At 65.1% G+C, this 12563-nt stretch carries 11 protein-coding genes; 6 read left to right on the forward strand and 5 right to left on the reverse strand.

Annotated features, from left to right (window positions below; all coding sequences use genetic code 11):
• The first annotated feature begins 7 nt into the window (after positions 1–7).
• Genes N6H05_RS23030 through N6H05_RS23050 form a run of 5 tightly spaced genes read left to right on the forward strand, consistent with a single transcriptional unit; the run spans position 8 to position 4517 of the window.
• On the forward strand, positions 8–1357 hold the full coding sequence (locus tag N6H05_RS23030; protein WP_284111826.1) for an outer membrane protein assembly factor BamB family protein: 1350 nt from the start codon (positions 8–10) through the stop codon (positions 1355–1357).
• A 32-nt stretch (positions 1358–1389) separates the two neighbouring features.
• Positions 1390–2754 carry a ribosome biogenesis GTPase Der gene (gene der, locus N6H05_RS23035; protein WP_010338561.1) on the forward strand — a complete coding sequence of 455 codons (1365 nt, stop codon included), beginning with the start codon at positions 1390–1392 and terminating at the stop codon, positions 2752–2754.
• Positions 2744–2980: a sulfurtransferase TusA family protein gene (locus tag N6H05_RS23040; protein WP_284111827.1), complete on the forward strand. Its 237-nt coding sequence runs from the start codon at positions 2744–2746 to the stop codon at positions 2978–2980. The genes der and N6H05_RS23040 overlap by 11 nt, the downstream gene beginning before the upstream one ends.
• A 55-nt stretch (positions 2981–3035) precedes the next feature.
• Positions 3036–3467, forward strand: a complete 432-nt coding sequence (locus N6H05_RS23045) for an Hpt domain-containing protein (protein WP_010338559.1) — start codon at positions 3036–3038, stop codon at positions 3465–3467.
• 45 nt (positions 3468–3512) lie between these two features.
• Positions 3513–4517, forward strand: a complete 1005-nt coding sequence (locus tag N6H05_RS23050; RefSeq protein ID WP_284111829.1) for an LLM class flavin-dependent oxidoreductase — start codon at positions 3513–3515, stop codon at positions 4515–4517.
• 4 nt (positions 4518–4521) lie between these two features.
• On the opposite strand, the gene N6H05_RS23055 is transcribed toward N6H05_RS23050, so the two are convergent.
• Positions 4522–5604: an acyltransferase family protein gene (locus tag N6H05_RS23055; protein ID WP_284111830.1), complete on the reverse strand. Its 1083-nt coding sequence runs from the start codon at positions 5602–5604 to the stop codon at positions 4522–4524.
• 186 nt (positions 5605–5790) lie between these two features.
• Between N6H05_RS23055 and N6H05_RS23060 the strand changes: the two genes are divergently transcribed.
• Complete coding sequence (locus tag N6H05_RS23060; RefSeq protein WP_284111831.1) at positions 5791–7461, forward strand: ATP-binding protein; 1671 nt, start codon at positions 5791–5793, stop codon at positions 7459–7461.
• A 14-nt stretch (positions 7462–7475) separates the two neighbouring features.
• On the opposite strand, the gene N6H05_RS23065 is transcribed toward N6H05_RS23060, so the two are convergent.
• From N6H05_RS23065 to N6H05_RS23080, 4 genes are read right to left on the reverse strand one after another with little or no spacing between them, the layout of a single operon-like run.
• Positions 7476–8927 carry an MATE family efflux transporter gene (locus tag N6H05_RS23065; protein ID WP_048938582.1) on the reverse strand — a complete coding sequence of 484 codons (1452 nt, stop codon included), beginning with the start codon at positions 8925–8927 and terminating at the stop codon, positions 7476–7478.
• 44 nt (positions 8928–8971) lie between these two features.
• On the reverse strand, positions 8972–11671 hold the full coding sequence (locus tag N6H05_RS23070; RefSeq protein ID WP_284111833.1) for a valine--tRNA ligase: 2700 nt from the start codon (positions 11669–11671) through the stop codon (positions 8972–8974).
• 47 nt (positions 11672–11718) lie between these two features.
• Complete coding sequence (locus tag N6H05_RS23075) at positions 11719–12315, reverse strand: ATPase (RefSeq protein WP_284111834.1); 597 nt, start codon at positions 12313–12315, stop codon at positions 11719–11721.
• On the reverse strand, positions 12312–12527 hold the full coding sequence (locus tag N6H05_RS23080; RefSeq protein WP_284111835.1) for a hypothetical protein: 216 nt from the start codon (positions 12525–12527) through the stop codon (positions 12312–12314). Before N6H05_RS23080 ends, N6H05_RS23075 begins: the two co-directional genes overlap by 4 nt.
• Between the last annotated feature and the right edge of the window lie 36 nt (positions 12528–12563).

Consider the following 12563-nt stretch of genomic DNA (forward strand, 5'->3'; position numbering starts at 1 on the left):
CAAGCGCATGGCTAAGCACAGCATCACGAAATTCGGCTCGATGGGCCGTACCCTGACCACCGTTGCCCTGGTAGCGATGCTGGCGGGCTGCGGCGTGGTCGGCGGCAAGAAGGGCGGCCCCAAGACCCCGGTGGTCGGCAACCGCACCTCTATCCTGTCGAACGAGCAGGGGATCGAAGTCGATCCGACCCTGGCCGACGTGCCCGTCACCCTGCCCGAATCCTACGCCAATGACCAATGGTCGCAGCCGGGCGGCGATCCGTCCAAGGCGATGGGCCATCTGGCGCTGGGCGCAGCGCCGCAGCAGGCCTGGACTGCATCGATCGAAGGCAGCACGCCCCAGGCGCGCCTGGCCTCCGCCCCCGTCGTGTCCGGCGGCAAGCTGTTCGTGATCGACGCCGGCGCCCATGTCATCGCCATGGATGCCAACACCGGCCAGAAGCTGTGGCAGACCAGCCTTCCGGCCGAAGGCAATGGCCGCGCCCTGTTCGGCGGCGGCGTCAGCGTCCTGGGCGACAAGCTGTTCGCCAGCACCGGCGTGGGCGACGTCGTGTCGATGAACGTCGCCGACGGCTCGATCGGGTGGAAGGTCCATCCCGGCGGCCCGCTGCGCGGCGCCCCGACGCTGGAAAATGGCCATGTCTATGTGATGGGCCAGGACAACCAGATCTTCGCCCTCAACCAGAGCGACGGCGCCACCCAGTGGACCGACAGCGGCACACTGCAGGTGACCGGCATTTTCGGCGTGGCCGCTCCGGCCGCCGCGCAGGGCACGGTGATCGCAGGCTACAGCTCTGGCGAAATCAACGCCTATCGCTATGAAAATGGCCGTACCCTGTGGGGCGATGCGCTCTCGCGCACCAGCATCTCCACCGCCGTTGCCTCGCTGACCGACATCGACGCCGATCCGGTGATCGACCGCGGCCGCGTCTTCGCGATCGGCCAGGGCGGCCGCATGGCCTCCTATGAACTCACCAGCGGCCAGCGCCTGTGGGAAATCAACATCGCCGGCATCTCCACTCCGTGGATCGCGGGTGAATGGGTATTTGCCGTCACCAGCGACGCCAAGCTGCTCTGCGTCGCCCGTGCGACCGGCAAGATCCGCTGGATCAGCCAGCTGCGCCGCTGGCAGAAGGAAAAGAAGAAGGACAAGGCGATCCGCTGGACCGGCCCGGTCCTTGCCGGTGGCCGCCTGATTCTGGTATCGACCCATGGCGATCTCAACTATGTCGATCCGGCGACCGGCACCATCCAGCAGGCAGTGGACATGAACAAGTCCATGTCGCTCTCGCCGGTGGTCGCCAACAACATGCTCTACATCCTTGCCGATGACGGCAAGCTGACGGCGCTGCGTTAAGGGCAGCGATAGAAAGGAAACGGGCCCACATCATGCTGCCCACAGTTGCCATTGTCGGGCGGCCCAATGTGGGCAAGTCCACCCTGTTCAACCGCCTGGTCGGCAAGAAGCTGGCGCTGGTCGATGACCAGCCCGGCGTCACCCGCGACCGGCGCGAGGGCGAGGCTCATCTTCTGGGCCTCGACTTCACCATCATCGACACCGCCGGCTATGAGGATGAGGATCCCCACAGCCTGCCCGGCCGCATGCGCATGCAGACCCAGGCGGCGGTCGAGAATTGCGACGTCGCCCTGTTCATGGTCGATGCCCGCGCCGGCATCACCCCGCTGGACGAGGAAATCGCCCGCTGGCTGCGCGAGGGCGATGCCCCGGTGATCCTGGTCGCCAACAAGGCCGAGGGCAAGGCGACCGAAGCCGGCGTCATGGAAGCCTTCATACTGGGCCTGGGCGAACCCATCCCCTTCTCCGCCGAACATGGCCAGGGTCTGGCCGACCTGTTCCAGGCGCTGCTCCCCTATCTCGAGCGCGAGGATGGCGAAGAGCATGAGAAGGAATTTTACGAGGACGAAGAGAGCGCGCCGCTCAAGCTCGCGATCGTTGGCCGCCCCAATGCCGGCAAGTCGACCCTCATCAACCGGCTGCTCGGCGAGAATCGCCTGCTGACCGGCCCGGAAGCCGGCATCACCCGCGACAGCATTGCCGTCGACTGGATGTGGACCAGCTATGAGGGCGAGGAACGCCCGGTCCGCCTGATCGACACCGCCGGCATGCGCAAGCGCGCCAAGGTGCAGGACAAGCTGGAAAAGCTGGCCGTGTCCGATGGCCTGAACGCCGTGAACTTCGCCGAAGTCGTGGTGCTGCTGCTCGACGCCACCCGCGGGCTGGAGGCGCAGGATCTGCGCATCGCCGACAAGGTGCTGGAGGAAGGCCGCGCCCTCATCGTCGCCCTCAACAAATGGGATACGGTGGAACATGGCTCGGCCCTTTATCAGGGCATCAAGCAGGCGCTGTTCGACGGCCTGGCACAGGTGCGCGGCGTGCCGATCATGACCGTGTCGGCCGCCACCGGAAAGGGGCTCGATGACCTGATCAAGGTCGCGTTCGAAACCCGCACCGCCTGGTCGCAGCGCATTTCGACCGGCGTGCTCAACCGCTGGTTCGAAGCCGCGCTGGAGGCCAACCCGCCCCCGGCACCGGGTGGCAAGCGGATCAAGTTGCGCTACATCACCCAGAACAAGACGCGCCCGCCGACGTTCGTGCTGTTCGGCACGCGGCTCGACGAATTGCCCGAAAGCTATCGCCGCTATCTGGTGAACGGCATCCGCAAGGAACTGGGCTTCGGCGCCGTGCCGGTGCGCCTGACGCTGCGCAGCGCCAAGAACCCCTATGCCAAATGAGGGGGGCGGCCCTGAGGCCGCCCCCCTCCATATCGACGCCAGGGGCATGAAATGTCCCTGGCCCGTCCTGCGCGCCGCCCGAGCGATGCGTGACGCAGATCATGTGACGATCGATGCCGACGACGCTATCGCCCCACGCGAACTGGCAGCGCTGGCGCAGCAGCATGGATGGCAATTTTCCGCCCTTTCCCCGCAGCGTTTCGCACTCAGCAAGGTGCCGGCTTAACCGGCTGTTTACGCCCGCCGGCTAATCTCGCGAGCGTCAGGAAAGGAGTGCGCAGGTGCCCGAACACGCTACCGAACTGGTGGACTGGAACGATTTTGCCCGGACCCGCACGGAGCTGGGTACGGCTTTCATGCGCATTCTGGGCTATTTCCGCGAAGATGGCGAAAAGGCGATCGGCAGCATCGAGCAGGCCTTTCGCGATCGCGATGCCGTGTCCCTCGTCCGTCCGGCCCATACGCTGAAGGGCGAATCGGCTCAGTTCGGCGCCCATCGGCTCAGCGCCATGGCCGAGGAGATCGAAATGGTCGCACGCCGCTGCGTCGAATTTCGCGAGAGCCCGGACGAACTGATCGAGACCGTGGTCGCGCTGCGCCCCTGCTTTACCGAGACCATGGCCCTGCTCGATCGCGACGCCAATCCGCTGGTCGCGCGCCGCCCCACCTTCGGCCGCCGCGTCGAACCACAGGGCTTTGGTCGCGCCGGCTGATATTCGGTATTGAAATAAAACTGACCATGGCCCCATATGGCGGCCATGACCCGCTTCTCTGTCCTTGATCTCGTTCCTGTCCGCGAAGGCAGCGACGTGTCCGCCGCCCTTGCCGACGCTGCCAATCTGGCCGCCCATGTCGAAGCATTGGGCTATCACCGCCTCTGGGTGGCCGAACATCATGGCATGCCCGGCATCGCGTCGGCCGCCACCGCCGTCGTGCTCGCCCATATCGGCCAGGCGACTTCATCCATCCGCATCGGCGCAGGCGGCATCATGTTGCCCAACCACGCGCCCCTGCTGATCGCGGAACAATTCGGCACGCTCGACGCGCTGTTCCCCGGCCGCATCGACCTGGGCCTGGGCCGCGCGCCCGGCTCGGACCAGAAAGTATCGCAGGCCATCCGTCGCGGCCTCAGCGGCGCCGCCGACCAGTTCCCCCGCGACGTGGTCGAACTCCAGGCCTATTTCGCCGGCGACGATCGACTGGGCATTCAGGCCACGCCAGGCGAAGGCGCCAATGTCCCGCTCTGGATTCTCGGCTCCAGCCTCTACGGCGCACAACTGGCGGCCGCGCTCGGCCTGCCCTATGCCTTTGCCTCCCATTTCGCTCCGGCCGCGCTGGACGAGGCGCTGGCCATCTATCGCCGCGACTTCCGCCCTTCGGCCCAGCTTGACCGCCCCTATGCCATGGCCGGCTATAATGTCTTCGCGGCCGACAGTGCGGCGGAGGCCGAACTGGTCGCCAGTTCGATGCAGCAGGCCTTCGTGCGGCTGCGCACCGGCCAGCCCGGCAAGCTGCAACCGCCGCTGACAGGCTATTATGACAGCCTGCCGATGCAGGCCCGCGCCATGCTGTCCGATGTCCTGAGCGCCTCCAGCATCGGCACCCAGGCAGATGTCGAGCGCGACCTGGCCGCCTTCATCGATCGCACCGGCGTGGATGAGGTGATCATCGCCGCCCAGATCTTCGATCCGGCGGCACGCAAGCGCAGCTATGAGATCGCCATGGCAGCGGCACAGGCGATCGGCGCCCGCGAACTGGCCTGATGCCTCAGGTGGCGGCCAGCCGGCCGCCACTCATCAGCCCGGCCATGGTCGGCGACAGGCGCTGCATCAGGTTGCCGATCAGGATCACCACCGCCAGCACCAGGAAGGGCTGGGCGATCAGATAGAGCGGATAGAGCGGCGATCCGAGCGGACCGAACAATTGCCCCAGTAGCGGCCCGCCCAGCCAGATCAGGATCAGATGGGCGCAGAAGAGGAAGAAGGCATAGGGTTCGACCCGCATCAGCAGGCCCCGCGCCGGGCTTTCCGCCAGTGCCCAGGCCAAGCGCCAGAAACAGAGCGATGCGGCCATGCGCACGGCCATGTCGAGGCACGCCAGGGCCAGCGGCGCCAGCCCCGCCCCGCCCTTGAGCGAGACATAGAGCTGCGCGCCCATCAGCAGGCCGAAGGGCAAGGAAGCCGCCAGCATTGGCACCGCCGCCGCCCGGTCCGCCCAGCCCTCGCGCCGCACCAATATGCCGATGGTGAAGAAGAAGAGGATCGACGGACGCATCAGCACTGGCGGCCCAAGCCCGGCAATCTGGCATGACAGCGCCACCAGCGCGACCGCCATCAGCATCCAGTTGGGCAACCGCACCAATAATGGCGCGGCGACCATGCACAGGAACAGGTCACGCAGGAACGGCATCTGGACATTGATGTCCGGATTGCGGTTGATGATGAACAATTCCTCGGCGATCCAGCCGCCCGATTGCGGCACCGGCGCCGACAGGCCCAGCAGCCAGGCTGCGCCCGATACCAGCAGGATCGCCACCGCATTCCACAACAGCATCGGCAGCAGGATCGTCCGCGCCTTGCGCCCAACATGATCGAACCAGTTGCGCGTGCGCGCCGACCCGCCGACCAGCCAGCCGGAGATCAGGCCCAGCAGCGGCACCGCGCTGCGGCCGAAAATCTCCATCAGCACCCAGCGCAGCCCTTCCTGCGGGGAGCCACGCAGCAATTCCAGATCCTGGCCATTCCGTCCGGTCCAGGCATGGACATAGACGACACCCAGAATGCAGATCACACGCGCAATCGCGATCGCGTCGGAACGGCGCGTCGCATTGGCCAAGACGATATCGGGCAAGCGAAAATCCTGATTGTGGCAGGCTTCCAATGCCTCAAACTCCCCTCTGTTCCCTGCCCTGCGCGTTGGAGCGAGCCGCAAGCGGGATCATGCGATGCCCAGTCGGGTAATCCAATATTTACCTCCCATGGATACCAAGCTGTTGGGTTGCCGGGCCATCCGGCAACGGGGGGACAATAGAGGCACATGACCCAGATGCCGGGCGCACAACAATTTTCGCACGACAGGGCGCCTGCCTCATCGCCGCCAGCCCCCGGCCTGATCCAGCCGCTCGGCATGGTATTCCAGATCGCCGGCTCCAGTTCGAAGGTAATGGTCGATCCCCAATGCCTTTCCGCCTTCACCCATGATCTTGATCCCTGCATCGCGATGGCCGGCCAGGTTGGCAGCCAGGTCAAGATGCGCGTCGGCGAGCGCTGGCTGATCGCCAATATCCGTTCACTCGTCCTCGACCGCAGCAATGGCGGCGCGATCATTGCCGACATCGATTTCCTGGGCGAAGGCGACGAGGAGAAGCTGACGGGCCGAATCTACGGCTTCCGGCGCGGCGTCACCCGTTACCCTACGCCCGGCACCGACATCTATCCGGTGTCGAGTTACGACATGCAGCAGATATATGCCGCCGACGATCGCCCCCATGTGCAGATCGGCACCGTCTATCCGACCATGGACACCCGCGCCGCCCTCTATGTCGATTCAATGCTGGGCAAGCATTTCGCGCTCCTGGGTTCGACAGGCACCGGCAAGTCGACCAGCGCGGCGCTGATCCTGCACCGTATCTGCGACCTGTCGCCGCAAGGGCATATCGTCATGATCGATCCCCATGGCGAATATGGTGCCGCCTTTCAGCAGAATGGCGCGGTGTTCGACGTGAACAACCTCGCCCTGCCCTATTGGCTGATGAATTTCGAGGAACATTGCGAGGTGTTCGTCACCTCGGAGGGCGCCGAACGGACGCAGGATTGCGACATTCTCGCCAAGTGCCTGCTCGCCGCACGAATGAAGAACCGCCTGGCCGAGAGCATCGGCCGCCTGACGGTGGATTCGCCCGTCCCCTATCTTCTGTCCGATCTGACCGCGATCCTGCAGAATGAGATGGGCAAGCTGGAAAAGGGTACTGGTTCCCTTCCCTATATCCGCCTCAAGTCCAAGGTCGACGAGATCAAGGGCGATCCGCGTTATTCCTTCATGTTCTCCGGCATGCTGGTGGCGGATTCGATGCAGGCCTTCCTGGCCAAGATCTTCCGCCTGCCCTCAGGCGGCAAACCGATCTCGATCATCGACGTGTCCTCCATGCCCTCCGACATCACCTCGGTGGTCGTCTCGGTGCTATCGCGGCTGGTGTTCGACTATGCGCTGTGGGCGCGCGACGAACCGCAGCGGCCGATCCTCCTGGTCTGCGAGGAAGCCCATCGCTACATCCCCGCCAGCACCGCCGGCGGCGGCCAGGCTGTGCGCCGCATCCTGGAGCGGATCGCCAAGGAAGGCCGCAAATATGGCGTCTCGCTGGGCCTCATCACCCAGCGTCCGTCGGACCTGGCCGAGGGCGTGCTGTCGCAGTGCGGCACCATCATCTCGATGCGCCTCAACAACGACCGCGACCAGGCCTTCGTGAAGGCGGCCATGCCCGAAGGCGCGCGTGGCTTCCTCGATTCGATTCCTGCCCTGCGCAACCGGGAGGCGATCATCTGCGGCGAAGGCGTCGCCGTGCCGATCCGCGTCGCGCTCGACAATCTGGAAGAAACGCGGCGCCCCGCCTCGGGCGATCCAAGCTTCACCCAGCTCTGGCGCCAGGCCGGCGGCGAGGACGACATCCTTACCCGCACCATCACCCGCTGGCGCAACCAGGGCCGTTGAGCGGCGCTCCGGCTTCAGCCGGTCGGCGCGATCCGACCGGCCGGCTCGGTCTCGCTATGCACCGCCTCGCGGCATTCCTCTTCATGCATCGGCACCATCAGCTTGGCCTTGCGCCAGCCGCCCTGCCAATAGACCAGAGCCGCGAGCGTCAGTGACACCGCCGACCCCACCGGGAAGCTCAGCCACAGCGCATCCGCGCCGATCCGGGGATAGGCGAGATAATAGAAGCCCAGCCGCACCGCGAAGAGGGTGAAGACCAGGATCAGCAGCGGCGCCACCACCACGCCATTGGCGCGCATCACCCCAAACAGGATCATGGTGCAGCCGAACAGCATGAAGCTCCAGCTCGCCAGCAACTGCATGTTCCAGGCCGCATCGATCACCGCCTGGTTATGGCTCAGGAACAGCGCCAGCAGCGCTTCATGGAAGATCAGGATGACGACAACCATCGCGCCGGTGATGGCCAGCAGATAGGATATGCCATAGCCGGTGATCCGGCTGATCCGGTCCCAGCGTCCTGCGCCGATATTCTGCGCTGCCATGGCGCTGACCGCCGCCCCCATCGCCATCGCCGGCATCTGCAGATAGGTCCAGATCTGCTGCGCCGCGCCATAGGCCGCCGTCACCAGAAACCCCTCGCGATTGACCAGGCCGATCATCACCAGGCCGGACGTCGACATGACGATCATCTGCAGGCCCATCGGCAGGCCCTTGGTCGACAGCACCCGCATCTCGTCCATCGCGGGCCTGAGATAGCCAAGCTCGGCGCCGCGAAGCCGCAACGGCAGATCCTTGGCATAGGTATAGATGACCAGCGCGATCAGGCTGACGAACCCCGCCGCCGCCGTTGCCGCCGCCGAACCGCCAATGCCCATGGCCGGGATCGGACCCAGCCCCAGGATCAGCACCGGATTGAGCACCAGGTCGATCGCCACCGACAGGATCATGAAGATCAACGGCGTGCGCGCGTCGCCGGTGCCGCGCAGCCCCATCATCATCATCACGCTCAGCAGCGAGGCCGGCATCGCGACGAAGATGACGCGCAAATAGGTCAGTGCCATATCAAATGCTTCGGGAGGGGTCGCCAGCAGATGGAGCAGCGCCGGCCCACCGAACCAGCCCGCCACCGCGACGCCCATGGCCAGCAGGAAGCAGAAGCCGACCGCCGAACCAAACGCCCGCCGCGCCGCATCCATGTCGCGCGCGCCGACCGCCTGCGCGATCATCACTGTCGACGCCATGCCGAAGCCGAACACGACGGAGAACATCAGGAACATGATGATATTGGCGTTCGCCGTCGCGGCGAGCGCCTGTGGCCCCAGGAAGCGACCGACCCAGATCGCGTTGATCGATCCGTTCAGCGACTGGAGGATATTGGACGCCAGCGTCGGGATGGCGAATGTCAGCAAGGTGGAGGCGATCGGCCCCTGTGTCAGGTCCCGCGCCCCTTGTGCCCCTGCTGCCATTCGCCCTTACCCCTTATCCCCGATTGCGGCGCAGGCTAGGCGGCTCAGCCCAGCCGGTCCAGTGCCGCCTTCAGCCTTTCCGCCTCGGCGGTCTTTTCGGCATGATCCTCGCGCGCCTTGGCAACGGCCTCGGGCTTGGCCTTCTCGACAAAGGCCGGGTTGGACAGGCGACCGCCCAGCGAATCCCGCTCCTTAGCCGCCGCTGCCAGCGCCTTTTCGAGGCGGGTCTTTTCCGCCGCAATGTCGATCACGCCTTCCAGCGGCAGGATGAAGGTCGCCTCGTCGACGACGATCTGCGCCGCGCCGCCGGCGACATCCTCGCCAAAGGCCAGACTCTCGATCCGGCCCAGACGCGCCAGCGCCGCGCCCTGGCGATCCAGGCGGCCACGGGTTGCGTCCGCCGCATCGCGCACGACCATGCGCAGCTTGGCGCCCGGCGGCACGTTGAGTTCGGTCCGCGCGGTGCGGATCGCGCTCACCAGCCGGATCAGCCAGTCGATCTCGCCCTGTGCATCGGTGTCGACCTCATAGAGAGCGACCGGCCATTCCGCGACGATCAGTTCCTGCGCGCGCTGCCCGGTCAGCTGCCACAATTCTTCGGTGATGAAGGGCATGAAGGGGTGCAGCATCACCAGGATCTGGTCGAACGCCCAGCCGGCAACGGCCTTCGTCTCGTCGTCCATCGAACCCTTGGTCAGTTCGATATACCAGTCGCAATACTGGTCCCAGACGAAGTGATAGATGGCGTTGGCGCCCGCGTCGAAGCGCAGTTCGGCCATGGCGGTGTCGATCGCCTGCACCGTCGCCACCGTTTCGGCGATGATCCAGCGGTTGACCGGCAGCGTGGCATGCGGCGCTTCGCGGCTGGTCGAGGCCGTGACGCCATTGGCCTGCAGGAAGCGCGCCGCGTTCCACAGCTTGGTCGCGAAGTTGCGATAGCCCTCGACCCGCTTCTCATCCATCTTCACGTCGCGGCCCTGACTTTCCATCGCCGCCATGAAGAAGCGCAGCGCATCCGCGCCGAACTTTTCGATCAGGCCCAGCGGATCGACGACATTGCCCTTGGACTTGGACATTTTCTGGCCGTCGGCTGCGCGCACCAGGCCATGGAGATAGAGCTTCTTCCACGGCACATCGCCCATGAACTCCATGCCCTGCATCGCCATGCGCGCATCCCAGAAGAACAGGATGTCGAAGCCGGAGATCAGCAGGTCATTGGGATAATGGCGGCTGAGCGTCTCGCTCTGTTCCGGCCAGCCCAGCGTGCCGAACGGCCACAAGGCGGACGAGAACCAGGTGTCGAGAACGTCAGGGTCGCGGACCAGCTTCTTGTTGCCGGCCTGCAGCTGCGCCTCTTCCTCGGTCTCGGCGACATAGGCATTGCCTTCATCATCAAACCAGGCCGGGATCTGATGGCCCCACCAGAGCTGGCGCGACACGCACCAGGGCTGGATATTCTCCATCCAGTTGAAGAAGGTCTTTTCCCAACTCTTGGGGACGATCTCGATCCGGCCGTCGCGCACCGCCTGCATCGGCGCCACCGCCAGCTTGCCGGCGTCGACATACCATTGATCCGTCAGCCAGGGCTCGATCACCACGCCCGAACGGTCGCCATAGGGTGTCTGGATCGTGCGCGGCTCGAAATCGGCGGCGACGTCCTCGCCTTCCTTGTTCTTGGTGACGTGCGGAACCAGCAGGCCCAGCGCCTTCATCTCGGCGACGACGATTTCGCGCGCGCCGTCCACGCCGTCCTTCTTGAAGCGGTGCAGCCCCAGGAAACGATCGGGGATCAGGCCGTCGGCGGTCTGCACGACATTGGCGTCGGCATCGAACATGTTGAGCATGTCCGCGGCCTTCATGCCCGCGCGCTTGCCGACCTCGAAATCGTTGAAGTCATGGCCCGGCGTGATCTTGACCGCGCCCGAACCCAGTTCCGGATCGGCATGTTCGTCGGCGACGATCTTGAAGCGGCGGCCGGTGATCGGCTGGAGAATCTCCTTGCCAATGACCGCCTGATAGCGGGCATCGTCGGGATGCACGGCGATCGCCATGTCGGCCAGCATGGTTTCCGGCCGGGTGGTAGCGACGACGATATGGTCGCTGCCATCGGCCAGGGTCACGCCGTCCGCCAGCGGATAGCGGAAGCGCCAGAAGCCGCCTTGCGTTTCCTTGGTCTCGACTTCCAGGTCGGAAATGGCCGAGCGGAAATGCGGGTCCCAATTGACCAGACGCTTGTCGCGATAGAGCAGGCCGCGCTGGTGCAGCTCCACGAACACCTTGATGACGGCCTTGGAAAAGCCCTCGTCCATGGTGAAGCGCTCATTGGCCCAGTCCATCGAACAGCCGAGGCGCCGTAGCTGGCTGGTGATCGCGCCGCCGCTTTCCGCCTTCCAGTCCCACACCTTGGCGACGAAATCGTCGCGGCTGAAATCGGTGCGCTTCTGCCCGGCCGCGTTCAACTGCCGCTCGACCACCATCTGGGTCGCGATGCCGGCATGGTCGGTGCCGACCACCCACAACGCATCCTTGCCGCGCAGCCGCTCGTAACGCACGACGATGTCCTGCAGCGTATTGTCGAGCGCATGGCCGACATGCAGGCTGCCGGTCACGTTCGGCGGCGGATTGACGATGGTGAAGGGTTCCGCGCCCGGACGGTCCGGACGGAACAGGCCATTGGCCTCCCAATGCTGGTACCAGCGGGTCTCGATGGCGGCGGGGTCAAAGGTTTTGGGCAGTTCGGTCATGATCGCGCTTTAACGCCTGCCGCACGACACGCAAGGCATGGCGCGCGTCAGATCAGGCTATCCATGACTTCCGAAGGCAGGCCAGCGCGGATCGTGATGCTGCCATCCCCCTTTCGGGCGACCAGTTGCGGTTCGCTCAGGCTGTTGTCGAACACCCAGGCCCGATCCGCCTGGTCGAAGAACCAGCGCAGTTGCGCGAAGGATCTTATGCGCCGCGCCGCCACCTTGTCGGCCGGCACATCATGCCCGCCCTTCGCCACGCGATAGGCGATCCGTTCCAGCTGGCGCTCCACCGAATCCAGATAGACATAGATCAGCCGTATCTCGAAGCCGCGCGCCCGTGCCTTCTCCACCAACCGCCGATATTTGGGACTGGACAGCACAGTCTCGACGCCGATGGTCTGATGTACGTCGATCGACGCATCCAGCCAGGCCTCGATCCTCTGCACGGCCGCCAGATTGGCGGCATCCTGCACCAATCCTTCGCTTTCCCGCAACCGGGCGGTCAGCAGATCGGGATTGATGATCCAGACCGAACCATCAAATTCGGCCACGTCGCTGCGACCATAGGCCGAGCTTTTGCCACAGCCATTGGGGCCTGCGACGATCCACAGGCGCGGCCGCGCATGGCCCTTGCCGATCAAATCTTGTCCCTGATCGCCTTATTCTCTTCCCGCGCCTTGCGAACGCTGGCGCGGAAGGAGGCGAGGAATTCGGCCTCGAACTGCGGGCTGTCGGCATCGACCACCCGCAGCTTGACGGTCTTGCCGTCCTTGTGGACGGTCCGGTATCTGGGCTTGCCCGGCTTGCCGAGGTCGATGGGACCATCGACGATATCGACCTTCATCTTTGCCATGGGGTCAATATAGCAGGCCGGGCCAGGCCCTCAAAG

Origin of the sequence: Sphingobium sp. WTD-1 (genome assembly GCF_030128825.1) — a bacterium.
GTDB lineage: Bacteria > Pseudomonadota > Alphaproteobacteria > Sphingomonadales > Sphingomonadaceae > Sphingobium.